A 24528-nucleotide genomic window follows, 5' to 3' on the forward strand; every position below is an offset into this window, starting at 1 on the left:
ACCGGACCGGCACCGGGAGCGCGGCCGGTCAGCACCGCCGAGGCGGTCGCCGGTCGGATCGCCGACCGAGGACTCGACGACGTCGGCCGCCTCATCCTCGACCTTGCCGAGCAGCCGTGCTGCGGCCTCTCGACCGCCGAGGCCGAAGGCGAGTGCCGCGGCGGCGGCTCCACCGATGACCACGGCACCGAACGCGAGGTTGATGATCGAGTCCGCGATGCCCATGTAGCGCAGGCCCATCGCAATGAACAGAGCGATCGCCGAATAGCGCAGCACCTTGCTCGCGATGTTGTTCGTGATGAACTTTCCGATGAGCGCCGCGATGAGGAAGCCGGCCGCGATGATCACCGCACCGAAGAGGACGCTGCCGCCCAGCGCGAGGATCTCATTGAGGATGTTGGTGATCTCGGGGAAGCCGAGCATCCTCGTGGCCATGATCGCGAAGAAGATCATGATGGCGACTTGGACGATCTTCGTGATCACCGACGACGCGCTCGTGCCCGCGGGGAAGATGCCGATCGAGTCGATCGCCTTATCGGTGCCGACACCGCGGAGGATCTCCTCGAGCAGGTTGCCGAGGAACTTCGCGATCACCCAGCCGATGGTGAGCAGGATCGCCGCGGCGATGATGAGCGGGATCGCCTGGAGGAACATCTCGAGCATCTGCTGCGCGGGATCGGAGATAGCTGCGATGCCGAGCACCTGAAGCGCCGCGATCGAGACGACGATGATGATGATTCCGAAGACGAGATTGCCGACGAGGTTGACCACCCGAGCGTTCGCATCGGCCTGCGCGTTCGGCTGACCGTAGCCCTGCTGGCCAGGGTGTCCCTGCTGGCCGGGGTGCCCCTGCTGACCGGGATGCCCCGGCTGACCGTAGCCCTGCTGGCCCGGATGGCCCTGGCCCGGATGGCCCTGACCCGGGTGACCCTGGCCGGGCTGACCCTGCGGCGGCATCGGCTGACCCTGCGGCGGCTGACCACCGGGCTGGCCCGGTCCCGCCGGTCCGCCCTGCCCCATGGGCGCACCCTGAGGATTGACCTGGTCGAGGTTCGCCGTCGGCTGCGATGTGCCACCGGGACGGCGGAAACCTCCATCGGAGTCTGCAACGCTGACCGCGCGATCGCCGATCGACCGGAACTTCGAGGTCAGCCGGCTGAGATCGACGGCGCCGAGGGCGGTGACGACGAGCTGCTTGGCGATCTTCGCGAACACGTAGCCGATGAGGAAGATGAAACCGGCGCCGATGATGTTCGGCAGGAACCCGAAGATCCCGTTCGCCAGCCCCTGCAGCGGCGTGAGCACCTGATCGAGGGCGAACAGCTGGAGTACCGCGATGAGACCGAGGATCCAGATGACGAGGCCCGCGATCTGCCCGACCGAGCGGCCGATCTGCTGGCCGTTGTGCCCGTCTCTCTGCAGAGCCGGGATCTTGGCCACGAGCTTGCCGATCGCCCATTTGACGATCGAGGCGACGATCCACGTGACGATGAGAATGAGAATTGCAAGGCCCACATTGATGAGGACCGGCCATATGTCTTGCATTTCCGTTGTCTCCTTCGGATTCTGCGGACTAACAAGGCGTCATTGCCGCTTGTTGATTCGGAGCCTATTCGAATGGAGCACACCGGACAAGGGTGTGGCAGCTTTCATCTCGGATTTCGGCCGTAATGGCAATTGACGGCCGCGCATTCATGCGTTTATTTCAATGCCTTAACAAGACGTTCATATGGCGATCACAATTGCGCATCGAGATCGCTTTTCAGCACCCCGAGGACGGACCTCGCGCACCGCCCTGACCTGAGACGGGAGACGCCCGCGGCGAATAGGAGACGGCCCGAGATCGATCTGCGAAATGCCGGACGCTGAGACCGTGCCGGCTCATCACCGCGCCCCGGCGGGAATCGCATACGTGCCACCGGAATCGCCTCGGCGGAAATGTCAGACAATCTTCCCGTGATCGTCGGGAATGATCCGGCAATTACCCTGCGGCGAATTCCAAGGGCACGTTGTCGATGAGCCGGGTCGTGCCGACGGTGACTGCGGCGAGCAGCAGCGCCGAGCCGCGGAAATGGTCGGAGACCGGCTGCAGGGTCGCCGCGTCGACGAGACTGAGGTAGTGAATTTTGACGTCGGGTCCGTCCTCCGCCCGGGCCGTCTCGAGGCCGATGTCGAGCATCCGGCGGGCGACGTCGAGGGTGTCGGGCGGCAGCGCATGGTCGATGCGCACCGCCTTCTCCGCTGCCGCCAGTGCGCGGGGAATCGCGAGCGCCGCGGCCCGCTCCCCCGGGCTGAGGTATTCGTTCCGGCTCGAGGTCGCCAGGCCGTCGCGGTCGCGGACGACGGGCAGGCCGATGAGCTCGATGTCGAAGTCGAGGTCGGCGATGAGCCGCCTGACCAGGGAGAACTGCTGAATGTCCTTGAGCCCGAAGACGGTGACATCGGGGTCGATGAGAGTGAAGAGCTTCGTCACGACCGTGAGCACGCCATCGAAGTGGCCCGGCCGGTCGGCGCCTTCGAACACCGCGCCCATGCGTCCGCCGGTGACGGTGACCTCGGGAGCCGACGGGTACATCTCGATGAACGCGGGGGCGAAGACGAAGTCGGCTCCGGCCTCCTCGCACGCGGCGATGTCCTCGGCGAAGGGCCGCGGGTAGCGCGTGAAGTCCTCGCCGGGACCGAACTGGAGCGGATTGACGAAGATCGACACGACGAGGTGGTCGGCCGTCTGCCGGGCACGCTCCATGAGCGCGCGGTGTCCGGAGTGGAGGGCGCCCATCGTCGGCACGAGCGCGACCGTCCCGGTCTGCCGCTTCCGCCATGCGCGCAGCGCGGGAATCCCGCCGATCTCCAGCCCGCCGGCCCGGTTCGCGGTCCCCGATGACTCCGACCCTGCCGCCTGCGCCGACGACATCACTCGAAGCTCCGCTCGGGTTCGGGGAACTGCCCGCCGGCTACCTCGGCGACATAGGTCTCGACCGCCTCGGTGAGGACGGAGCGGACATCGGCGTAGCGCTTGACGAAACGAGGCGCCTTCCCGGGCCGCAGCCCGGCCATGTCCTGCCACACGAGGACCTGCGCGTCGCAGTCCGCGCCGGCCCCGATGCCGACGGTCGGGATGGTCAGCTCGGCGGTGACCTGGGCGGCGAGCGGAGCGGGCACCATCTCCATGACCACGGAGAACGCCCCCGCCTCGGCGACGGCACGGGCATCGGCGAGCAGGGCGTCGGCGGCGTCACCGCGGCCCTGCACGCGATATCCGCCGAGGTTGTGCTCGGCTTGCGGGGTGAAGCCGATGTGCGCCATGACGGGGATCCCGGCCGCGGTGATCGCGCGGATCCGGGAGGCCACCTGCTGCCCGCCTTCGAGCTTGACGGCGTGGACCTCGGCCTCCTTCATGAAGCGCACGGCCGTGGCGACGGCCTGTTCGTCGGAGATCTCGTAGCTGCCGAAGGGCAGGTCGGCGACGATGAGTGCGCGGGAGGTCGCGCGGGCGACGGCGCGGGCGAGCGGGATGAGCTCGTCGACGGTCACCGGCAGCGTCGTGTCGTAGCCGAAGACGTTGTTCGCCGCGGAGTCGCCGACGAGGAGCGCCTCGACTCCCGCCTCCTCGAAGAGCGCGGCCGTGTACTGGTCGTAGCTGGTCAGCATCGCCCAGCGCCGCCCCGCGGCCTTCGCCTTGAGCAGGTCGATGGTGCGCACCCGCCGAGGCGGTGGACCCGCCGCGTACACGGGTGTCGTCTCTGCCTGCCTGCTGTCGTCTGCCGCATCGGGCATGGGAATCCTCTGTGGTTGGCTGTCTCGGCGTGCGCGGTGGGCCAGGGCATCCGCGCGGTCGCGCACTGCCCGCCTGCACCGGTCGCAAGCACCGTCGTCATGGAGCCGGCCCGGATCGCGAGCCTGCCACCAGCGTACCCGGGTCCGCGTCGGTTGCACTTTCCCGCCACAGGTGATTAAGCTCAAAAGTGCGTAAATAAGGCGCCGAACCCCGAAGGACGACGATGACCACGACAGCCTCGATCGAGCTCACCCTCAAAGACATCTCCGCCGGCACCACCGCCGGGTCGATGTGCGGCGACGAGCTCATCACCGCCCCCTGGGACGTCGACGCCTCCCCCGGCTACGGCCCCGGCGCCTCGACCGCCGACCCGATCCCCGCCTCCGCCCCGCGCCAGGGTGAGATCCCGCAGGAGTACCGGGACGCCTCGGCGGAGGAGCTGCGGGGGCGGATCATCGCCGCCAAGGCCGCGCTCGGCGACCGCGTCGTCCTCCTCGGCCACCACTACCAGCGCGTCGAGGTCGTCGAGCACGCCGACTACATCGGCGACTCATTCATGCTCGCCGGGGCCGCCCAGAACCATCCCGACGCCGAGGCGATCGTCTTCTGCGGCGTCCACTTCATGGCCGAGACCGCCGACCTCCTCTCCACCCCCGACCAGGCCGTCATCCTCCCCAACCTCGCCGCCGGGTGCTCGATGGCCGACATGGCGACGATCGATGAGGTCGAGGACTGCTGGGAGCAGCTGGCCGAGCTGTGGGGCACCGCGCCCGACGCATCCGGCAAGGTGCCCGTCATCCCCGTGACGTATATGAACTCCTCGGCCGCGATCAAGGGCTTCTGCGGCCGCAACGGCGGGATCGTGTGCACGTCATCGAACGCCGAGGTGGTGCTCGACTGGGCGTTCGAACGCGGGCACCGCGTCCTCTTCTTCCCCGACCAGCACCTCGGGCGCAACACCGCCATCGACATGGGCATCGACCCGGACCGGATGCCACTGTGGAACCCCCGCCGGCCGCTCGGCAACAACACCGCCGACGTCCTCGATGACGCCCGGGTCATCCTCTGGCAGGGCTTCTGCTCCGTCCACAAGCGCTTCACTCCCGCCCAGATCGCGGCGGCCCGCGCCGCGAACCCGGACGTCCGGTCATCGTCCACCCCGAGTGCCCGCGCGAGACCGTCGCCGCCGCCGACGAATCCGGGTCGACGGCCTACATCACCAAGGCCATCGAATCCGCTGCCGAACCGACCGCGTTCGCCATCGGCACGGAGATCAACCTCGTCCAACGGCTCGCCGCCGACCATCCCCAGCACACGATCACGTGCCTCGACCCCGTCGTGTGCCCGTGCTCGACGATGTACCGCATCCACCCCGGCTACCTCGCGTGGGTCCTCGAATCCCTCCTCGACGGCCGGATCGTCAACCGGATCACCGTCGACGCCGAGGTGGCCGACCCGGCCCGCACGGCACTGGACCGGATGCTCGCCGCGAAGCCGAGGATCTGACGTGCGCCACGTCGTCGTCATCGGCACCGGCATCGCGGGCCTGACCACGGCCCTGCGCCTGGCCGGCTCCCACGCCGTCACGCTCGTGACGAAGGACCGCCTCGGCGACTCGAACACGGCGCTCGCCCAGGGTGGGATCGCCGGGGTGCTCAGCCCCGATGACTCCGTTGCCGCCCACATCGCCGATACGCTGGCCGCCGGTGCCGGGCTGGCTGACCCAGAGGCCGTCCGGGTGCTGTGCACGGAGGGACCCGAGCGGATCCGCGAGCTCGCAGAGACCGGGGTGCGCTTCGATCGCCGAGGCGGGGCGGTCGTCGATCCGCTCGATCCCGACCACTGGGAGCGCGGCATGGAGGGGGCGCATTCCGCGGCCCGGATCTATCACTCCGGTGGGGATGCGACGGGACGGGCGATCATCGATTCCCTCGTCTCCGCGGTCCGCGCCGAGGCGGCTGCGGGCCGGATCACGGTGCGGACGGAGACGATGCTCGTCGACCTCGTCACCGAACCCCGCCGCGCGGCGTGCGATCCTGCGGCTTCTGCCGGTGCGCCGGCGGTGACAGGGGTCCGAGTGCTCGGGCGCGAGGGCGTCGTCGAGTGCATCGCCGCCGATGCCGTCGTCCTCGCGACCGGCGGGGCCGGACAGCTCTTCGCCCACACGACGAACCCACAGGCGGCGACCGGTGACGGTCTCGCCGCGGCGATCCGCGCGGGCGCGGCCGTCAGCGACCTCGAGTTCGTCCAGTTCCATCCCACGGCGTTCGCCGGATCGGGCTTCCTCGTCTCCGAGGCGGTGCGCGGGGCCGGGGCGCTCCTCCTCGACGCCCGCGGCAGACGGATCATGCCGGCGATCGATCCGCGCGCCGAGCTTGCACCCCGCAGTGTCGTGGCGCTGGCCCTCCACCGGACGATGGCCGAACAGAACGGTCTGCCCTGTCACCTCGATGCGCGGGCGATCCCCGACGTCGATGCCCGGTTCCCGAGCATCGCCGCGCACCTGTCCACCCACGGGCTCTCGCTCGCCGACGACCTCATTCCCGTCACCCCCGCCGCGCACTATGTCATGGGCGGCATCACCACCGACCTCGAGGGGCGCACCTCGATCGAGGGTCTCTTCGCCGTCGGCGAGGCCGCCTGCACGGGCGTCCACGGAGCCAACCGTCTCGCCTCGAACTCCCTGCTCGAAGGCGCGGTCTTCGGGGCGCGGGCCGCCGATGCGATCGCCGCCGACCTGGACGGGGCGACGACCGGCACCGCGGCAACGTCCGACATCGCGGCCGTGTCCGACACCGCGGCTGCGTCTGACGCCGCACCAGCGACAGACTCCGCGGCAGCGCCGGGCCCCCAGCGTTCGGGACGACCACGCAGGCCGCGGCGCACGCCGTGCGCCCGTCGCCGCTGTCGCGCACGGCCCTGCAGGCGCTGACGTGGGAGCACCTCGGCCTCGAGCGCACCGCTGCGGGCCTCACCGAACTCCTCGACCGCCTCGGCGCCGGATCGAACGACCACCCCGGCTTGGGAGCAGGAGACGACCTCTGCCCGGGTGACGACGCTCCACTCGAGCGGCACGACATCGAAACGGCGAACCTCGCCCTCATCGCACGGACGATGGCCGAGCGCGCTCTGGCTCGCCCCGAGAGCGTCGGCGCTCATGTCCGCACCGACGCACCCCGCCGGTCCGACGCGACCCGCGCCGAGGCGGCCACCTCGGCCGGGACGCCTGTGACCACCCGGTCCGGGGGCCGGACGACGCTCCACCCACACACCGAGGAGGCGGCTTCATGCTGACGACGGCGACGATCGAGGCGGCGGTGCGGAATGCGCTGACCGAGGACGCACCGTGGGGTGACCTCACCGGCGAGGTGTTCGTTCCTGCGGAGGCCACAGCCACCGCTGAGCTGCGTGCCCGGGAGGACGGCGTCTTCGCCGGCGGTGAGGTCTTCGCCGCCGCATTCGCCCTCACCGATCCGACGATCGGCGTCGACGTGCTGGTCACCGACGGGGAGTCCTTCTCCGCCGGACAGGTGCTCGCGTCCGTGTCAGGGCCGGCGCGCGGCGTGCTGCGCGCCGAGCGGATCGCCCTCAACTTCACCCAGCGGATGAGCGGTATCGCGACTCTGACCAGGGCGTTCGTCGACGCCGCCGGGGGCAGGACACGGATCGCCGACACCCGGAAGACCACGCCGGGCCTGCGCGCGTTCGAGAAGCACGCGGTGCGCTGCGGGGGCGGGCACAGTCATCGGTTCGGGCTCTCGGACGCGGTCATGGTCAAGGACAACCACCTCGGCGTGCTCACCGGCACCGGCGGCGACGTCACCGCCGCTCTGCTCGCGGCCAGGGAGCGGCTCGGGCACACGACGATGATCGAGGTCGAGGTCGACCGGCTCGAGCAGATTCCCGCAGTCCTCGACGGTGGGGCCGACATCATCATGCTCGACAACTTCTCACTGGCCGACCTGCGCCGTGGGGTCGCCCTCATCGGCGACGCCGCCATCGTCGAGGCCAGCGGCAACGTCTCGCTCGAGACCGTCGGGGCGATCGCCGCCACCGGCGTCGATGTCATCTCCTCCGGTGCGCTCACGCACAGCGTCCGGTCGATCGACCTCGGGCTCATCTCGCGCTTGCCGCAGCCGCGGCGACGGCGAGCCCGGTCATCCGGACGGCGGCGGACTGAGATGGACCCGCTCTATCTCGACACCGCCTCCGCCGCGCCCGTTCGCCGGGAGGCGCTCGAGGCGGCCTGGCCGTACCTTGCGGGAGCCTTCGGCAATCCGTCGAGCCACCATGAGATCGGACGGCGCTCCGCGGAGGCCCTCGACGCCGCCCGGGCGCGGGTCGCCCGGGTCCTCGGGGGGCGGAGCACGGACATCGTCTTCACCGGTGGCGGCACCGAGGCGGCGAATCTCGCGATCATCGGGATGGCGCTCGGGCAACTGCCCGAGGACGGCGGCACCACCGGCCGTCGCCACCTCGTGACCTCACCGCTCGAGCACGAGGCGGTGCTCGCCTCGGCGGATCATCTGCGCAGACGGCACGGCTTCACCGTCTCATTCGTCGACGTCGAGCCCGACGGCACGGTCACTGCCGAAGCTCTGCGGACAGTGCTGCGGGAGGACACCGCCGTCGTCAGCCTCGGGTATGCGAACAACGAGATCGGCACGGTCGCCGCAGTCGCCGAACTCTCCGCGCTCGCTCGCGAGGTCGGTGCGCTCACGCACACCGATGCCGTCCAGGCTGCCGGGTGGCTGCCGCTGACCGACCTCGGCGTCGATGCCCTCACGCTCGCCGGGCACAAGATCGGTGCGCCGAAGGGCATCGGGGTGGCCGCGATCCGCGCCCGGGTCCCGGTCGAACCGATCATCCACGGCGGGGGTCAGGAATCGGGGCGCCGGTCGGGCACGGAGAACGTCGCCCTGGCCGTCGCGTTCGCCACGGCCCTCGAACTCGCCGAGGCGGAACGGGTCGAGGCCGCGGCACGGGTAGCGGGCATTCGAGATGCCTTCATCGCCGAGGTGGTCGGGGCGGTCGACGGTGCTCTGCTCACGGGCAGTGCCGCGGCGCGGACTCCGAACCATGCTTCGTTCTGCTTTTCGCGCACGAGTGGGGAGGCGGTGCTCCTCGAGCTCGAGCGGCTCGGTGTCACGGCGTCGAGCGGGTCGGCATGCGCGGTCGGCTCCGATGAGCCCTCGCATGTCCTGCTCGCTCTCGGCATCGACGCCGAGGTCGCGAAGACGAGCGTGCGCTTCACCTTCCCCGCCTCGATCACCCCCGAGCAGGGGGAAGCCGCCGCGGCGGCCGTCATCGAGGCGGCGAAGCGGCTGAGCCTCGCATTCTCCTGAGCACCCAGTCCGGGTTGCGGCCTCGAGGTCTCCTTGGGGCTCGGTCTCGGTTGCGATCTCACGCCGCGCAGCTGTCTCGCAGGCGCTCTCACCTGCCGCGAAGAGTCCAGTGATGAGCGATTGGACTCTTTCCAACCGCTGGATGCGGAGAGACACTGGAAGCACAGGATCCGCTTCGGCTGTGAGGAGGGACCGACATGGATCTCGTGGCACTGCTCTTCATCGCAGCGAGCTTCACGGGCATCGTCTTCCTCATCGGGCGCCTGACATGCCCGCGCCGCGATCGAGTGCCGCTGACCGAGGTCGACGGCGTCATCTTCTGGACCACGCTGTGCCGCGGATGGCTGGCGCTGAGCGCGATCGCTCCGCTCACCCTCATCATCGACGACCGCCCGGACAGCGCCCCCGCGTAGTCCGCCGGTCGCTCACCTCGCGAAGACGGAGGCGTCCCAGCTCTGCATCGCATGAGCCGAGGCCCAGAAGTGGAGTTCGTAGACGCAGGCGCGCTCGAACGCCGCGCGCATCCGCGCAGCCTCATCGGCGGGCACCCGATCGAACTCGCGCTCGAGGATCGCCACAGCCTGCCGGGTCGATTCGTCGAACTCCGGGGAATCATAGGTCTGCACCCACGTCCGGTACGGGTGAGCCTCGTTCATCGCCCCGGCCTTCTCGACGAGCACCTTGCCCATGTGCGCATAGACCCAGAAACACGGCAGGACACCGGCCACGCCCTCCCCATATGACCGGCTCGCCGCGGTGGCGACGAGGAACGACACATACCCGAGCGTCGTCGGCGACGGTCCCAGATGGTCGGTGGCCTCGAGTTCGGCATGGGCCACGGCGAGCCGCTCATCGGAGAGCAGCTGAGCGTGCATCTCCTCCTCCACCGTGATCGCCTCCGCTGCCGAGGTCGACCAGAACCGGGACTCACCGCGGTCCGCCGTCTTCCCGGCGAGGAACGACATCGCCTTCGCATACCCGCTCAAGTAGATGCTGTCCTGCGTGATGTAGTTCGTGAACGCGAGCGGGGCCAGCGTGCCCTCGGCGAGCTGAGTGAGGAACGGCAGCGCCTCGATCTCGTCGATGATCGGGCGCACGTCCTCCCACAGCGCGGCGGTGTGCGGTCCGGCGGCGAAGTTCGTGCTCATGAGTGGTCTCTCCTCGGGGTCGGGATCGGACTGGGATCGGACTGGGATCGGACTGGGATCGGACTGGAATCGGAATGGCCGGAATCAGCCGGGTGGGAAGCGGACGGGTCGGCTGGACATCAGCGGCGGCGGACGTCGACCTGGTGGTCGACGGGCCCGTGCGCACCGGCGGCATCGAGGCTGACCTGCCAGTCCGCGGCCGAGGCGAGCGCGCGGGCGAGGAAGTCGAGTCCGCGCTCGACGGCCCCGTGCACCTCCTCGGTGCTCAGTGCCTCTCCGCCGTTGGCACGCCTGAGCACGGCCGCCTCGGCGGTGATCGCAGCCGACAGGGTGCACCCGGTGCCGTGCGTGTTCGGGGTGGAGATCCGGGGGTGGGAGAACTCGGCGATCTCCCCATCGGCGGTGACGAGGATGTCGGCGACGTCCCCGTCGGCGGCGTGACCGCCCTTGAGGAGCACGGCACGGGCACCCCGGGCGATGAGCTCGCGTGCCTGGTCACGCATCTGGGCCGGCGTCTGCGCCTCAGCGACATCATCGCCGAGAAGGAGGGCCGCCTCGGGGAGGTTCGGGGTGATGAGATCGGCGACGGGCAGGAGACGCTCCCGCACCGCGGCGACCGCATCGACCTCGAGGAGGCGGTGCCCGGACGTCGACACCATGACCGGGTCGACGGTGAAGAACCCGAAATCGGAGGTGCGCGCCCGGTCGACGACGAGGTCGACGAGCGACGTCGACCCGAGCATCCCCGTCTTCGTCGCATCGACGGGCATGTCGCCCAGAACACTGTCGAGCTCGGCGACGACGAAGTCCTCATCGATCGGGTAGACGCGGGAGACCCCGTGCGTGTTCTGCGCGACGAGCGCGGTGATCGCCGTGGTCCCCAGCACCCCGAGGGCAGTGAACGTCTTGAGGTCGGCGTGGATGCCCGCCCCGCCCGAGGGGTCGGTGCCGGCGATCGACAGGGTGATCGGTGGGCGCGTGCTCATGCCGCTCCCCCGTTCTCGCCGGCGACCGGCTCGGTCCCGTCACCGTACGCGGTGAGCAGCTCACGGGCCGCCCGCTCGGGGTCGGCGGCACGGCAGATCGCGGAGACGACGCAGAAGCCGAGCAGTCCGCGACCGCGCAGCTGCGGAACCCGGCCGGCGTCGATGCCGCCGATCGCGACCGCGGGCAGTCCCGCCTCGGCCGTCAGATCGCCGAGGCGGTCGGGGGCCGATCCCGGCCGGCGCGTCGGTCTTCGTCGTCGTGTCGAAGACGGGCCCGATGCCGACGAGGTCGACGGCGCCGGTGGCCCGGGCCGCCGCGAATTCGGCGGCGCTGGCGGCGGAGAGACCGATGAGCGGCTCGGGACGACGAGGTCGCGCACCTCGGTGACGGGAGTGTCGGTCTGTCCGACATGGATGTGGACGTCGGCGCCCTCATCGAGGAGGTGCCGGGTGACGGCGACCCGGTCGTTGAGGAAGAGCGGGACGCGGCGGTCGGTGCCGGCCACCGCCTCGCCGACGGCGGCGATGACCTCCCTGGTCAGGGTCAGGAACTCGGTGTCGTCGATGTCCTTGTCCCGGACCTGGACGATGCCGGCTCCCCCGCGCACGGCGGCGAGCACGTCTCGGCGACGGTGCGACCGGCCTCCCGGCACTGCGCGGAATCGGTGACGAGGTAGAGGCGGGCGTCGACGCCGGCGAGGCGCTCACTCGTCGCGCTCATGCTCTCGTCACCTCGACCCGGGCCTCGCCGATGCGCGCATCGTCGGTGGTGTGGAGAGCATCGAGGAAGTGCTCGGCAAAGCTGCCCGGTCCGGCGGCGCCGGTCGCCGCGGCCTCGCCGGCGACGGCGAAGTGGGCGTGGGCGGCGACGACGGCGGTGAACTGATCGAACGCCGCGAGTCCCGCCGGACCCGCACCCGGACTCGAGTCGACCGGCGCGACGGCGGCGAGGTAGGCGGCGGTGACGGCGCCGAGCGAACACCCGGTGCCGATGACGAGCGGCATGAACGCATGTCCGCCGTCGACACGGGCGATGTGGTCGACACCGTCGATGTGGGCGACGATGGCGTCACGCTTGCCCGAGACGGCGACGATCGCCCCACTGGTCCGCGCGAGCTCGGCCGCCGCCGGGAGGACGGCGTCGACCTCGTCGGTCGATTCGACGCCGCGCCCGCCGGCCCCGGCACCAGCCAGAGCCGCGATCTCCGAGGCGTTGCCGCGGATCGCGGTCGGGCGATCGGCGGCGGCCCGGCGGATGCGGGTGGTGCGGAAGTCGACGGCGCCGATGCTCACGGGGTCGAGCACCCACGGAGTCGAATCCGCGGTGACCGCGCCGATCGCGGCGTCGGCGGCGAGGAACTGCTGGTTCGTCGCGGTTCCGAAGTTGACGAGCAGACCGCCGGCCAGGTGCGCGAACTGCCCGGCGTCGGCCTCGTGGTCGAGCATCGCCGGGGACGCGCCGACAGCGAGCAGCACGTTCGCGCTGAACTGCTGGACGACCGTGTTCGTGATGCATTGGATGAGCGGATTCGCCGCGCGCAGACGTGCGTGCGCCGACGACAGATCGATGTCAGTCATGACGATCCCTTCGCTAGCATGGCCCAGATCAGGTTCGATGGGTGTCCTCTCAGCCCGGCGCGACTGCCGCCGGGCACCCCATGTCATTGCCCATGACTGTACCAAAATCGCCGAGGCGGGGGTGAGGTGGGGTCACCCCCTGACCTCGCCCCCGCCTCGGCGCCGGTGAAGGAGAACTCACCCCCTGCCGACGTACCGCTGTCCGCGCCGACTGACGGCGTCGATGACGACGGCGGTGAGGAGGACGAGAGCGGTGATGATCTGCTGCATATCGGAGTTGAAGCCGATGAGGTAGAGACCGTTGTTGATCGCGCCGACGACGAACGCCCCGAGGACCGCGGCCCACGCCGACCCCCGCCCGCCGAAGAGGGAGGTGCCGCCGATGACGGCCGCGGCGATCGCGTTGAGGAGGTCCTGGGTGCCCACGAGCGTCGACCCCGCGTTCGTCGTCACTCCGGCCTTGACGAAGCCGAAGAGGGCGGCGAGGACACCGGCGGTCATGAACACGCTGATGCGCACCCACGTCACACGGATGCCGGCGCGCCGGGCGGCTTCGACCTTGCCGCCGACGGCGTAGATCGAGCGCCCGTACCGGGTCTTGCGCAGCACGAGGTCGATGATGATCGCGATGACCATCATGAGGAAGAACGGCAGCGCGAGTCCGAAGTCCTGGTTGACGAGGATGAGGAAGCCGAAGACGATCGCCGCGAGGAGGACGATGCGCACGCTGACGGCCGTCCAGCTCGGACTGTCGAGGCCCGCGGAGTGCCGCCGCAGCTTCGCGTGGATGATGCCGGCGGCGAAGCCGATGACCGCGATCGCCCCGAAGACGTACGCCCAGAACGCCGGGAAGTAGTAGCTGGCGAAGTCGAAGACGAACGTGTCGGCCATCGAGAGGTTCTTCTGCGTGCCGAGCACCGTGAGCGTGAGCCCCGTGAACGCGAGCAGACCCGCAAGGGTGACGACGAACGCGGGAATCCCGACGACGGCGAAGAACCAGCCCTGGATCGCCCCGATGACGAGGCCGAGCAGGAGGATGATCGTCACCGCGACGACCGGCGGGACCCCCTGCCGGACGACGAGGACACCGAGCACCGAGGCGGCGAGACCGCCGAGCTGGGCGAGCGAGAGGTCGATCTCGCCGAGGAGGAGGATGAGGTTGATCCCGAGCGCGAGGATCGCCAGGTAGGCGACCTGGGTCGAGAGGTTGACGAGGTTCGCCGGGGAGAGGAAGTTGCTGTTCGCCGACTGGAAGACGATGACGATGACGACGAGGGCGAGGATGACGGGGAACGACCCGAGCTGGCCCTCCCGGATCCGGCGGACGAACGTCCGCACGAGCCCCTCGTCGGAGATCCGCTCGTCGGTGATGAGGGAATTGCGGGTCATCGGCGCTCACCCCTCCGCGCGGCCCGCTGGGTCACGACGTTGTCATTGGCTCCGGTGATCGCGGCGACGAGGACGTCGGTGCGCTCGTCTCCCGGGAAGTCCCCGGCATCCTTGCCCAGCCGCAGCACGTGGACACGGTCGCACACGGCTTGGACATCGGCCATGTTGTGGCTGACGAGGAGCACCCCGAGGTCACGGTCGCGGAGGCGTTCGATGAGGTTGAGCACTTCGGCGGTCTGGGCGACGCCGAGGGCGGCCGTCGGTTCGTCGAGCATGACGAGCGAGGGTTCGCCGAGGAGGGAACGGGCGATCGCCACCGTCTGGCGCTGGCCGCCGGACAGGGCGGCGATCGGCACGCGCACGCTCGGGATCTTCGCCGACAGGCTGCGCAGCAGCTCCCACGACTTCGCCTCCATCGCGACTTCGTCGAGGACGCCGCCGAGGGTGTGCTCATGACCGAGGAAGAGGTTGGCGACGACGTCGAGGTTCTCGCACAGGGCGAGGTCCTGGAACACCGTGGCCACCCCGGCCCGCTGCGCATCCTTCGGGGAGGAGAACTTCTGGGGGCGCCCGCCCATGATGAGCTCGCCGCCGTCGGCGGAGTGGACGCCGGCGATGATCTTGATGAGCGTCGACTTGCCGGCGCCGTTGTCGCCGACGAGGCCGACGACCTCGCCGCGGCCGATCGTGAGGTTGATGTCGGTGAGCGCCTGGACGGCGCCGAACCGCTTGTCGATCCCGCGCAGCTGGAGCACGGGCTGGGAAGGAGTGGACTCGGTCGTCTCCGACGCCCGCCCGGAGGCGGGCGTCGGGTCGTTCGTCGCTGAGGTCATCGGGCTGGTCGGACCGTCCTACTTGATCCCGGCATCCGTGCAGAGCTTCTCATCGATGCCCGCACAGATGTCGGAGGCCTTGATCTGGTCCCCGACGATGTCCTTGATCGTGTCCTTCGTCACGACCTTCGCCTCGACGAAGTCCGTCGGGGTGTCCTTGTACGTCGCGCCGGCCTCGGGTTCCTCCCCGTTGGCCAGTGCCACCGCGGCCTTCGCGGCGTATTCGGCCTGGGGCGGGATCGACTTGTAGATCGTCGCGTACTGCTCGCCCTTGAGGATGTTCTGCAGTCCGTCGACCTCGGCGTCCTGCCCGGTGACGACGGGATCCTGCTTCGCCTTCGTCGTCGCCGCGAGCACTCCGCCGGCGGTGCCGTCGTTGGCCGCGTAGATCGCGATCGGCTTCTCACCCCCGCCCTGCAGCTGGCCCTCGACCCACTGGCGTGCGTCGTCGGGGTTCCAGTCGAGCGTGTCGTGGTTGGCGGCGATGTCGACGCCGGCACCCTTGAGGGTTTCCTCGGCACCGGCCTTGAAGTCCGCGGCGTTGGGGTCCTTCGGATCGCCGTTGACCATCCACACCGGTCCGGACGTCGGGTCGACGCCCTTGGCCTCGAGTCCGTCGAGGAGGGCCTGGCCCTGGAGGTTGCCGATCTTCTTGTTGTCGAACGACGTGTAGTAGTCGGCTCCCTCGAAGAACCGGTCGTAGGAGACGACGGGGATCTGCTTCGCTTCGGCCTTCGCCAGGGAGGAGGAGACCGCCGAGGCGTCGACGGGGTCGAGGACGATGACGTCGACGCCCTCGGTGACCGCGGCTTCGAACTGCTGTTGCTGCTGGGTCGCGTCCTGGTTGGCGTTGCGGTACTCGACCTTTGCATCGGGGCTCGCCTCGGCGACGTACTTCTCGAAGTTCGGCTTGTCGAGGGATTCGTAGCGCGTCGTCTTCGACTCCGGCAGGAGGAGGGCGATCGTCACCGGGCCGTCACCGCCGCCGGAATCGGCGGCCTCGTTGCCCTGGCCCTTCTGATTGCCGCAGCCGCTGAGCGCGAGGGCGGAGATCGCGACCGCGGCGCCGAGCACCGCGAGCCGGCGCGGCTTCCTCAGCGAGGAGGGCACGGCGGTGAGAGACGATTTCTGTGCGTGTGACTGGGGGCGGAACCTGCGCATTCGCGAAACCTTTCATCATTCTGACAACGTTGTCAGGCTGGTCAACATATTTCGCCCACCGGTGTCGTTTGTCAACCATCTGTCCGGTGATTCCTCTGTCGCGTCGACTCAGCGCCCGGAGACCTGCCGGGGTGACTCCTCACCGCTGCCGCGGCGGATGAGGTGGACGCGGGCGAATGCCGCGGTGTCGCCTCGCGCCCCGTTGCCCCGCCCCGCCCCACGCTCCGGCACGCCCCCGTCGAGGAGCCGGACCGCCTCGGCGGACATCGCATCGATGTCGGCGTCGACGACGGTGACGTCGAGCAGATCCGCGCCGGGGAAGTCGTCGATCCCGACGACGGCCGGCCACTGGTCGAGGCGGCGACTGGCGTCGATCGCGCCCTTCGTCACGGTCGCCGAGAGCGTGATGAGCGCGGTCGGAGCGGCCCGGGAGCCGAGGAGGGCGGCGACGACGTTCTTCGCACTCGCCTGGTCGTGCGCATCCTCGTCGAGGAAGGCCCGCCACCCGATGTCGCCGCGGTCGCCGAGGACCTCGCGGATCCCGGCGAGCCTGCGCTTCTGCGATTCAAGGTGGGCTCGGTCTCCGATGACGCCGATGCTGATGTGGCCGTGGCGCACGAGCTGTTCGGCGGCCCGCCGTCCGGCGTCGACATCGTCGGCGGCGAGCGTGACGATGCCCGGCCCCGTGACCGCCGGGTCGAGGGAGACGACGGCCATCTCACCGGTCTTCGCCGCGGCGGGACCCCGGGAGATCGTCGCGTAGATGCTCGCCGACTCCGGCTGGGAGCAGACGACGCAGATGCCCGACATGTCACCGCTGAGGCATTCGTCGACGAAGGTGCGTTCGAGCTCCGCGTCTCCCCCGGTGACGGTGACGACGGTCCGCAGCCCCCGCTCGGCCAGGTCGGCTTCGAGCCGCGCGAGGAGACGGACCTGGAGGGAGTCGTCCATGTCGGAGAGGACGACCCCGATGTAGGGCGAGCGGCTGCCTTCGCGCAGGCGCCGGGCCGCGGAGTTGAGGCGGAAGCCGAGCTCCTCGGCGGCCGTCTCGACCTTCGCGGCCGTGGCGCTGGCGACGTGCTTCTCCCCGTTGAGCACCCGCGACGCGGTCTTGATGCTCACACCGGCGCGTTCGGCGACCGTGGCCAGTGTCGGCCGGTCGTTCTGCTTGCCCATGTGTGCGCCTTCGAAACGGTCCGGTGCCTCGACCCCGGCGACCGCCCCGGAATGGGCGGCCGTGGGATCGATATTAGCGGCACCGCCGAACCCCGCCCAGCGTCACCGCGCGGGATCAGCGTACGGGTCCCCGCGCGGGATCAGCGCCCCACCGGGTTGCGCATGGTGCCGGCGAAGATCAGCGAGTCGGCTTGGTTGCCGATGTCGACCATCTCCTTCGTGTTGCGCAGCTGCAGCCGGTTGAGGCACGAATGCTTGAACCGCGGCGCCCGCAGATCGATGTCGCCGGCGATGCCGCGTGCCGCCTCGGCCTTCTCTCCCTGATAGGCGTCGAGCACCTCGCGACGAGCGCCCAGAACCGGGAGGCCTCGAGCAGTCCGTCGACGTCGAGGATCCCCGCCAGGTGCCGCAGCACCCCGTCGAAGACATCGGTGAAGATCGCGAGCGCTTTCTCCTCACCGGGAACGACCGCGCGGATCCGCTCGACGGCGGGCGGCAGCTTCCCCTCGCCGAGGTAGGCGACCTCCTCGCCGATGTCCTTCATGAAGACCCCGGTGACGACATCGGCGTCGAGGATGAGGATGAGATTCTCCCCGTGCGGCATGAACACGAGATCATGAGCGAGCAGCCCGTGGACGAGCGGCTGCAGATACGCCCCCAGGTAGGCCCGCACCCAGTCCTCCGCACCCAGACCCGACCGGCGGATGAGGTGGGAGACGAGGGATTCGCCGAGGTGGTCGCGGTGAAGCAGGGCCGCCATCGTCATCGTCCGCTGGCCGTCGGTGAGCAGCGGCAGCGGGTTCTCCCGCCACAGCCCGGCGAGCATCTTCCGGTGCGGGTTCGTCGCACGGGTGCGGTGGTAGACGTCGCCGGTGTAGCCGATCGCGCTGCGTTCGCGCAGCAGACGGAACCCGGAGGCGGCGAACGCGGGGTCACCGTCGACGAGGCGAGCGACCCAGTCGTTGATCGCGGGGGTGTCGCGCATATAGGTCGGCGAGAGTCCGCGGAGGAACCCCATGTTCTGCACCGCGAGCGCGACCTTGACATACGGCGCGCCCGGTCGCGAATGGTTGAAGAACGTCCGCAGCGACTGCTGCGCCTGGTGTTCGTCGAGGCCGGGCCCGAGCGGGATGAGTCCGCCGCGGGCGATGTCGGCGGCGAACGTGATCGCCAGCCGGTGGTCGGCCTGCCACGGATGGATCGGCATGAGGTGCACGTCCTCGAGGCGCCTGCCGGCGGCGGCGAGGCGGCTGCCGAAGAGCTCGCGTTCGTCGTCGCTGAGCGCCCACCTGAGGTGGTCGTCCTCATCGAGTCCGTCGCTGAGCGCCAGGTGCGACTGCTCCCGGTCGACGGCGACCCATTCGAGGCGGTTGCGTGTGCCGGTCTCCGGCGCCCACCTGCGGTAGTCGCGCAGTCCGAATCCGATGCGCCCGTTGTTCGCGATGAAGCCGGGGTGGCCTTCGGTCATCGCCGCCTCGATCGTCTGGAAGTCGGCATCGGCGAGCGCCGCGGAATCCGGGCGCTCACCCCTGCGCGCCGCGGTGAGCTTGAACGCGCTGCCGGCCACCGTCGAGGCGAGTTCCTCGAGGTACGTCGAGATGAGGTCCTCGGGCACGCCGAGGCTGTCCTGGAGTTCGAGGACGAACTCCTGCGCATCGAGGTTGACCGCCCGCCCGTCCCGGAACCGCGTGATGCTCGCTTCGTCGATGACCCAGTGCTCGAGCGGGAGGACGCGCGCCTCGAACGTGTAGTGGATGACGGGGGCACCCGAGTGGTCATCCAGCTCGCTTCCCGGGTCGTCGGGGTCGGCCGGGATCACCAGCATCCAGGCGTGCTCGCCGGCCTCAGCGTTCTGGCTGGGGGCGATGAGCCGTTCGTGGGCGAACTCGGCGATCGCCTTCGCGACGAGATAGCGGCTCACCACGGCGAACGTCTCAGGAGTGAGGTGGGCATAGTCGTCCTGCGTGAGATGCTCGGGGTCGCTCCCGCCCTTCCCGGTGCCACCGGCTCCGGCGAGGAGCCGCCCGAGGCGGCTGGTCGCGAAGTCAGAGCGGGTGCACGTGCTCACGAGCGCGGTCTTCGTCGCCTCCCCCAGCGGCACCTCCGCCTCGGCGATGACGCGGAAGCCGGCGGCCGCGTTCTTCGCGTGGATCGCCGCATTCCCGACGTCGGGTTCGACGACGACGCGGCTGGCCCCGCGTCCGCCCTGCGCATGCGGGCGCAGGCAGAAGTCGATGACGCGCGCCATGACGGCGTCGGTGAGGCCGCGGCGGGGCCGGCCCTGCGGTGGGGCGATGAGGAGGTGCATCCCGATGTCGCCGGGCTCCTCGGCGACGACAGCGGTGGGGATGAGCAGCGACGGCGCATAGGTTTCGACGTAGAAGGCAGGCTCCCCGTCGATGAGCCCGATCCAGCCGTTCTCATCCGGTGAGGAGCGGATCGCCTCGAGGTAGGACCGCACGGCCTGCCGGTCGAAGTCGGTCATCTGCCAGAAGTGCGAACGCGGGTGGGTCAGCCAGGCGTGGACCTCCTCGGCGTGGCCCTTCGGGTCGAGCGGAACGATCGAGATCGACCGGGCGATCTCGGCGGCTCCGGCATCCCCTGCCGCGGGCAGCGTGGTCGCGGCAGGTCCGCTCGCCGCAGTTCCGGTCGTGCGGCTGGTGTCGGTCGTCGGGCAGGTGTCGAGGTCAGTGCCTGCACCGGCATCGTCCATCGTGTCGGTCGTCGTCGCGGTGCTCATGCGTGGGTCATCTCCTTCGTGGGGACGGATGCGTCGGCGGCGTGCGCGGTCTCCTCGGTGGGGCGGCCTGGCTCGGCGGCCGCCTCGGTGCCGGGTACCCCGAAGGTCTGGAATGCGATCGACCGCTCGATGGGATAGGGTTCACGGCCTGTGACCCGGGAGAGCACCACGGAGGCCCGCCACGGTCCGAAACCGAGGTCGGGCCCGGTGACGCCGTGAGTGTGCTCCTCGATGCCGAGGGCGTGGATCGTGCCGGCCGCATTGACGGTGTAGTCGCGGCTGATGTCGAGGCGCCCCTCCCGGTCGCGGCGGATCTCCGAGCCCAGCGGACCGAGGAACGCCGGGACACCGGCGCGGTACCCGGTGGCGGCGACGACGGCGCCGGCCGCCCGGGTGAAGGTCTGCCCGAGCACAGGGCTGCGGAAGGTCAGCGCGTACCCGGCGGCCGCCTCGGCGGGACGGGCGGAGATGAGCTCCGCATCGGTGACGAGGGTCGTCAGGAGTCGCCGACCGCCGCGGCTGAGCCGGTAGAGCGTGTCGTGGATGTCGTCGATGAGGTCCGCGCTGATGCCCTTGTAGAGGCTGCGCTGCTCGCGTCCGATGCGTCCGCGCAGGTCATCGGGCAGGGCGCGGAAGTGGTCGGTGTACTCCGGTGACGTCATCTCCAGGGTGAGCTTCGTGTACTCCATCGGAAAGAACCGGGGCGAGCGGGTGATCCAGTCGACGCTCACCCCGCGGTCCTCGGCGTCCTCGATGAGGTCCCGGTAGATCTCCGCGGCGGACTGTCCGCTGCCGACGATCGTCACCGACCCCGCCGCGAGCAGCCGCTCACGGTTGGCCAGGTAGTCCGCGGTGTGGATGACGGGGCCGTTGCCGGCCGCTTCGGCGTCACCGCTGGTCAGGGCCTGCAGCGCCGGGGGAAGGACCGGTGCGGTGCCGACGCCGAGAACGACGTGCTTCGCGCGGTAGGTCTCGGTGTCGACGATCCGACCGGAGGCGTCGGTCACCTCGGCGATGATCCGGTAGATGCCGCCGTCATTGGTCACCGAGGTGACCGTGCGGTTCCAGCGCAGCGTCCTCAGCTGGGCGGCCACCCACCGGCAGTACTCGTCGTATTCGGCACGCAGCGGGTAGAAGGATTCGCGGATGAAGAACGGGTAGAGGCGCTCGCGGTCCTTGAGGAACTGGAGGAACGAGTACGGCGATGTGGGATCGGCCATGGTCACGAGGTCGGCGAGGAAGGGCACCTGGATGGTCGCGCCTTCGATCATCATGCCCGGATGCCAGCGGAACTCCGCGCGCTGGTCGAGGAAGACGGCGTCGACGTCGGGCAGCGGATCGGACAGGGCGGCGAGCCCGAGTCCGAAGGGCCCGATGCCGATGCCGACGATGTCGTGGATGTGGGTGTCGTCGTCGTGTGCGCCAGGGCTGTGCGCGTCGTCGTGCACGCCAAGGTTATGCGCGTCGTGGACGTGCACGCCAGGGTCGTGCGGGTCGTAGTCGTGTGAGTAGTCGTCGCGTGTGGGGGACGGCGGTGCGGGTGTCACTGAGTGCTGAGCAGTCATGAGCGTTCGTTGCCTCCTTCGTCTGCGTCCCGGGTCAACCCGGATGCATTAGGGAAACCTACCCTAAGTAAGACGAAAAGTGCTGAGCGAAAGCCCAGGTCAGAGGACTACAGGCGTGACTGCCGGGTGCCGGAGAGGTGCCATCGGGCGCGAGCGCGCGCGGATCGCGACGGTCACGGCCACGTCGAGAACCGCCCGAGAATTCGTCGTGTGATGCTCATCACAGACAACGGCTGCGACCCCCGAACCCGGGGGGCGCAGCCGTTCGTCGATGTCGTCGCGTGGACCGCGAAGCAGGGCGCATCCGCACCGTGAGTCGGACCGCGGCCCCACCTCGGTGAGGGCCGCTCACAAGCTCACTGTGCTCAGCCGCTCACTGTGCTCAGCCGCTCACTGCGACCAGACGCTCACTTCGAGACGTAGTTCGGTGCCTCGACGGTCATCTGGATGTCGTGCGGGTGGCTCTCCTTGAGCCCAGCAGTCGTCAGGCGGACGAACTTGCCCTTGGCCTTGAGCTCGTCGATCGTGCGGGCGCCGACGTAGAACATCGTCTGGCGCAGTCCGCCGGTGAGCTGGTGGGCGACCTGCTTGAGGTGTCCGCGGTAGGCGACGCGGCCTTCGATGCCCTCGGGGATGAGCTCGGTGTCGGTGGCGATGTCGGCCTGGAAGTAGCGGTCCTTCGAGTACGACTTGCCCTTGCGGGGGGCCATCGCGCCGAGCGAGCCCATGCCGCGGTAGGCCTTGTACTGCTTGCCGTTGACGAAGATCAGCTCGCCCGGGGACTCGTCGCAGCCGGCGAGAAGCGAGCCGAGCATGACGGTGTCGGCACCGGCGACGAGCGCCTTGCCGATGTCACCGGAGTACTGGAGGCCGCCGTCGCCGATGACCGGGACGCCGGCGGCGCGGGCGGCCTGGGCGGCGAGGTGGATGGCGGTGACCTGCGGGACGCCGACACCGGCGACGACGCGGGTCGTGCAGATCGATCCCGGTCCGACGCCGACCTTGACGGCGTCGACTCCGGCGTCGATGAGTGCCTGCGCGCCCTCCTGCGTGGCGACGTTGCCGCCGATGATCTGGACGTGGGAGAACGCCGGGTCGGCCTTGATCGTCTTGATCATGTCGGTCACGCCGCGGGCGTGGCCGTTCGCGGTGTCGACGACGAGGACGTCGACGCCCGCCTCGGCGAGGAGACCGGCGCGATCGTAGGCGTCACCGTAGAAGCCGACGGCCGCGCCGACGCGCAGACGGCCCTCGGCGTCCTTCGTCGCGAGCGGGTACTCCTCGGTCTTGACGAAGTCCTTGACGGTGATGAGGCCCTTGATGACGTTGTTCTCGTCGACGAGCGGGAGCTTCTCGACCTTGTTGTCGGCGAGGAGTTCGAACGCCTTCTCGGGTGCGACGCCGACGGGGGCAGTGACGATCGGCATCGGGGTCATCGTCTCGGCGACGGTGCGCGTGGGGAATTCGCTGCGGGAGACGAAGCGGAGGTCGCGGTTGGTGACGATGCCGAGCAGCACATCGTTCTCGTCGACGACGGGCAGACCGGAGATGCGGTAGCGACCGCAGAGTTCGTCGAGCTCCTCGAGCGTCTTCTCCGGCGTGATCGTCAGGGGGTCGTTGATCATCCCGGACTCGGACCGCTTGACGTAGTCGACCTGGTCGGCCTGGTCTTCCTTCGACAGGTTGCGGTGGATGATGCCGAGTCCTCCGATGCGGGCCATGGCGATGGCCATCCGCGATTCGGTGACGGTGTCCATGGCCGCGGAGACGAGCGGGATGTTGAGCTCGATCTCCTTGGTCAGGCGCGTCGTCGTCGAGGCTTCCGAGGGAATGACGTCGGTGTCGCCGGGCAGGAGCAGAACGTCGTCATACGTGAGCCCAGTGAGAGAGAACGGATCGTTTGCGGGCTCGAGGTTCCCCATGAGACCAGCCTTTCGACGCGGAGAGATCAGTTGATCAATGGTATCGAAGCGGCATGTGGACGATCCACAGTTTCAACTGCCGCGGGCTGTGAGAATGGACACCCCGCCGAGGCGGTCGGACGGGTGCCCTGGTCAGCCCGCCGAGGCGGTCGGACGGGTGTCCTGGTCAGCTCACCGAGGCGGTCGGGACGGTGCCCGCCCCAGCCTCAGCGGCCGGCGCCGACGGAGCGGGCGAGGTCGAGCGTCGAGGCCTCGGAGTCGTCGAGGTGGATGCGCAGCAGCCCTTCGGCGCCCTGTCGGTCGCCCGATTTGATCTTCTCGAGGATGTCGCGGTGCGGGTTCGCCCAGTGCGAATGGTATTTGCCCGGCTCCGGGGAGCGGGAGAACGTCGTCGACAGCCGCGCCATGAGGTTGAGGTAGAACTCGTCGAGCAGCGGCGAGCCGAGCAGACCGACGATCGCCCGGTGGAACGAGGCCGAGTGCTCCTGGGCATCGGCCCAGCTCTCGTTCTCCGGGGCGGTCTCGGCGCGGACGACGGAGGCCTCGACAGCGGCCATCGCCTCGTCGGAGGCGTCCTGGGATTCCTGGACGGCGCGGATCTCGAAGACCCGGCGGGCCCGGTAGAGATCCTTGAGCTCGTCGATGCCGAAGGTGCGGACGAAGAAGCCGCGGTTGGGCTCCTGGGTGAGCAGGCCGGCGTGACGGAGCAGGCTGAGGGACTCGCGGGCGGTATTGCGCGAGACGTTGAATTCCTTCGCGAGCGCACCATCGCGCACCGGTGACCCCGCAGGGTACTCACCGTTCGTGATTCGGGTCCGGACCAGGGCGACGATCGCCTCAGAGGTGCATCCGGGGGCGTTGGGACTCATACCTCCAGGCTACCGTGTCCGTCTCATTTCCGCGTCGC

The 24528-nt window shown here is 69.6% G+C and carries 20 protein-coding genes, 2 pseudogenes and 1 riboswitch; of the genes and pseudogenes, 6 read left to right on the forward strand and 16 right to left on the reverse strand.

Translation table 11 applies throughout. The features are described 5' to 3' along the window. From AC2W7K_RS02550 to panB, 3 genes are all read right to left on the reverse strand, one after another. A partial coding sequence (locus AC2W7K_RS02550) for a mechanosensitive ion channel (protein ID WP_486005710.1) occupies positions 1-1545 on the reverse strand: 1545 nt, incomplete at its 3' end. Positions 1546-1981: 436 nt separating this feature from the next. Further along, positions 1982-2914 carry a pantoate--beta-alanine ligase gene (panC, locus tag AC2W7K_RS02555; protein ID WP_486005711.1) on the reverse strand — a complete coding sequence of 311 codons (933 nt, stop codon included), beginning with the start codon at positions 2912-2914 and terminating at the stop codon, positions 1982-1984. Beyond that, entirely contained in the window at positions 2914-3777 is an 864-nt protein-coding gene (panB, locus tag AC2W7K_RS02560) for a 3-methyl-2-oxobutanoate hydroxymethyltransferase (protein ID WP_211978869.1), read from the reverse strand. The genes panC and panB overlap by 1 nt, the downstream gene beginning before the upstream one ends. A 224-nt stretch (positions 3778-4001) precedes the next feature. On the opposite strand from panB, the pseudogene nadA reads away from it, so the two are divergent. The 6 genes and pseudogenes from nadA to AC2W7K_RS02590 all read left to right on the forward strand — a co-directional run bounded on the left by nadA (position 4002) and on the right by AC2W7K_RS02590 (position 9536). Further along, positions 4002-5284: pseudogene (gene nadA, locus AC2W7K_RS02565) on the forward strand (quinolinate synthase NadA). Between the two features lies 1 nt (position 5285). Further along, on the forward strand, positions 5286-6710 hold the full coding sequence (locus AC2W7K_RS02570) for an L-aspartate oxidase (RefSeq protein WP_486005712.1): 1425 nt from the start codon (positions 5286-5288) through the stop codon (positions 6708-6710). After that, positions 6668-7072, forward strand: coding sequence for a hypothetical protein (locus AC2W7K_RS02575; protein ID WP_486005713.1), 405 nt, complete (start codon positions 6668-6670; stop codon positions 7070-7072). Before AC2W7K_RS02570 ends, AC2W7K_RS02575 begins: the two co-directional genes overlap by 43 nt. Continuing rightward, positions 7066-7896: pseudogene (gene nadC / locus AC2W7K_RS02580) on the forward strand (carboxylating nicotinate-nucleotide diphosphorylase); the annotation flags it as partial. The gene AC2W7K_RS02575 and the pseudogene nadC, both read left to right, overlap by 7 nt. 63 nt (positions 7897-7959) lie before the next feature. Next, positions 7960-9123, forward strand: a complete 1164-nt coding sequence (locus AC2W7K_RS02585; protein WP_344251169.1) for a cysteine desulfurase family protein — start codon at positions 7960-7962, stop codon at positions 9121-9123. Positions 9124-9320: 197 nt separating this feature from the next. Continuing rightward, positions 9321-9536 (forward strand): hypothetical protein, encoded by a 216-nt coding sequence (locus AC2W7K_RS02590; protein ID WP_344251168.1) that lies wholly within the window; start codon positions 9321-9323, stop codon positions 9534-9536. 12 nt (positions 9537-9548) lie between these two features. Here the strand turns inward: AC2W7K_RS02590 and AC2W7K_RS02595 are convergent, their stop codons facing one another. The 13 genes from AC2W7K_RS02595 to AC2W7K_RS02655 all read right to left on the reverse strand — a co-directional run bounded on the left by AC2W7K_RS02595 (position 9549) and on the right by AC2W7K_RS02655 (position 24490). After that, on the reverse strand, positions 9549-10271 hold the full coding sequence (locus AC2W7K_RS02595) for a TenA family protein (protein ID WP_198499426.1): 723 nt from the start codon (positions 10269-10271) through the stop codon (positions 9549-9551). Between the two features lie 119 nt (positions 10272-10390). After that, a complete protein-coding gene (gene thiD, locus AC2W7K_RS02600) occupies positions 10391-11257 on the reverse strand; it encodes a bifunctional hydroxymethylpyrimidine kinase/phosphomethylpyrimidine kinase (protein WP_344251166.1) in 867 nt (288 codons plus the stop codon). Further along, entirely contained in the window at positions 11254-11865 is a 612-nt protein-coding gene (locus AC2W7K_RS02605; RefSeq protein ID WP_486005714.1) for a thiamine phosphate synthase, read from the reverse strand. Before AC2W7K_RS02605 ends, thiD begins: the two co-directional genes overlap by 4 nt. Further along, positions 11802-11978 carry a hypothetical protein gene (locus AC2W7K_RS02610; protein WP_486005715.1) on the reverse strand — a complete coding sequence of 59 codons (177 nt, stop codon included), beginning with the start codon at positions 11976-11978 and terminating at the stop codon, positions 11802-11804. Before AC2W7K_RS02610 ends, AC2W7K_RS02605 begins: the two co-directional genes overlap by 64 nt. Then, complete coding sequence (gene thiM, locus AC2W7K_RS02615) at positions 11975-12835, reverse strand: hydroxyethylthiazole kinase (RefSeq protein ID WP_344251164.1); 861 nt, start codon at positions 12833-12835, stop codon at positions 11975-11977. The genes AC2W7K_RS02610 and thiM overlap by 4 nt, the downstream gene beginning before the upstream one ends. Then, positions 12823-12926: riboswitch (TPP riboswitch) on the reverse strand. (Overlaps the previous gene by 13 nt.) 86 nt (positions 12927-13012) lie before the next feature. Beyond that, positions 13013-14224: a sugar ABC transporter permease gene (locus AC2W7K_RS02620; protein WP_344251163.1), complete on the reverse strand. Its 1212-nt coding sequence runs from the start codon at positions 14222-14224 to the stop codon at positions 13013-13015. Next, positions 14221-15057, reverse strand: a complete 837-nt coding sequence (locus AC2W7K_RS02625; protein WP_344251162.1) for an ATP-binding cassette domain-containing protein — start codon at positions 15055-15057, stop codon at positions 14221-14223. Before AC2W7K_RS02625 ends, AC2W7K_RS02620 begins: the two co-directional genes overlap by 4 nt. Positions 15058-15075: 18 nt before the next feature. After that, the gene (locus AC2W7K_RS02630) at positions 15076-16167 is read right to left on the reverse strand and encodes a substrate-binding domain-containing protein (RefSeq protein WP_486005716.1); all 1092 of its coding nucleotides are present in this window, start codon (positions 16165-16167) and stop codon (positions 15076-15078) included. Positions 16168-16326: 159 nt separating this feature from the next. Further along, complete coding sequence (locus AC2W7K_RS02635; RefSeq protein ID WP_486005717.1) at positions 16327-17394, reverse strand: LacI family DNA-binding transcriptional regulator; 1068 nt, start codon at positions 17392-17394, stop codon at positions 16327-16329. A gap of 178 nt (positions 17395-17572) precedes the next feature. Next, complete coding sequence (locus AC2W7K_RS02640) at positions 17573-20134, reverse strand: GNAT family N-acetyltransferase (protein WP_486005718.1); 2562 nt, start codon at positions 20132-20134, stop codon at positions 17573-17575. After that, positions 20131-21699, reverse strand: coding sequence for a lysine N(6)-hydroxylase/L-ornithine N(5)-oxygenase family protein (locus AC2W7K_RS02645; protein ID WP_211978854.1), 1569 nt, complete (start codon positions 21697-21699; stop codon positions 20131-20133). The genes AC2W7K_RS02640 and AC2W7K_RS02645 overlap by 4 nt, the downstream gene beginning before the upstream one ends. Positions 21700-22106: 407 nt before the next feature. Continuing rightward, positions 22107-23621 (reverse strand): IMP dehydrogenase, encoded by a 1515-nt coding sequence (gene guaB / locus AC2W7K_RS02650; RefSeq protein ID WP_211978853.1) that lies wholly within the window; start codon positions 23619-23621, stop codon positions 22107-22109. A gap of 206 nt (positions 23622-23827) precedes the next feature. Then, the gene (locus AC2W7K_RS02655) at positions 23828-24490 is read right to left on the reverse strand and encodes a GntR family transcriptional regulator (protein ID WP_198499441.1); all 663 of its coding nucleotides are present in this window, start codon (positions 24488-24490) and stop codon (positions 23828-23830) included. Positions 24491-24528 lie beyond the last annotated feature (38 nt).

The organism is Brevibacterium sp. LAARM2_SD2 (assembly GCF_057364785.1).

Excerpts from the sequence above, each read along its gene's own strand:
- panC (WP_486005711.1), bottom strand. The coding sequence starts at position 2,914 with ATGTCGTCGGCGCAGGCGGCAGGGTCGGAGTCATCGGGGACCGCGAAC.
- panB (WP_211978869.1), bottom strand. The coding sequence starts at position 3,777 with ATGCCCGATGCGGCAGACGACAGCAGGCAGGCAGAGACGACACCCGTG.
- AC2W7K_RS02585 (WP_344251169.1), top strand. The coding sequence starts at position 7,960 with ATGGACCCGCTCTATCTCGACACCGCCTCCGCCGCGCCCGTTCGCCGG.
- AC2W7K_RS02590 (WP_344251168.1), top strand. The coding sequence starts at position 9,321 with ATGGATCTCGTGGCACTGCTCTTCATCGCAGCGAGCTTCACGGGCATC.
- AC2W7K_RS02595 (WP_198499426.1), bottom strand. The coding sequence starts at position 10,271 with ATGAGCACGAACTTCGCCGCCGGACCGCACACCGCCGCGCTGTGGGAG.
- thiD (WP_344251166.1), bottom strand. The coding sequence starts at position 11,257 with ATGAGCACGCGCCCACCGATCACCCTGTCGATCGCCGGCACCGACCCC.
- AC2W7K_RS02610 (WP_486005715.1), bottom strand. The coding sequence starts at position 11,978 with ATGAGCGCGACGAGTGAGCGCCTCGCCGGCGTCGACGCCCGCCTCTAC.
- thiM (WP_344251164.1), bottom strand. The coding sequence starts at position 12,835 with ATGACTGACATCGATCTGTCGTCGGCGCACGCACGTCTGCGCGCGGCG.
- AC2W7K_RS02620 (WP_344251163.1), bottom strand. The coding sequence starts at position 14,224 with ATGACCCGCAATTCCCTCATCACCGACGAGCGGATCTCCGACGAGGGG.
- AC2W7K_RS02625 (WP_344251162.1), bottom strand. The coding sequence starts at position 15,057 with ATGACCTCAGCGACGAACGACCCGACGCCCGCCTCCGGGCGGGCGTCG.
- AC2W7K_RS02635 (WP_486005717.1), bottom strand. The coding sequence starts at position 17,394 with ATGGGCAAGCAGAACGACCGGCCGACACTGGCCACGGTCGCCGAACGC.
- AC2W7K_RS02640 (WP_486005718.1), bottom strand. The coding sequence starts at position 20,134 with ATGAGCACCGCGACGACGACCGACACGATGGACGATGCCGGTGCAGGC.
- AC2W7K_RS02645 (WP_211978854.1), bottom strand. The coding sequence starts at position 21,699 with ATGACTGCTCAGCACTCAGTGACACCCGCACCGCCGTCCCCCACACGC.
- guaB (WP_211978853.1), bottom strand. The coding sequence starts at position 23,621 with ATGGGGAACCTCGAGCCCGCAAACGATCCGTTCTCTCTCACTGGGCTC.
- AC2W7K_RS02655 (WP_198499441.1), bottom strand. The coding sequence starts at position 24,490 with ATGAGTCCCAACGCCCCCGGATGCACCTCTGAGGCGATCGTCGCCCTG.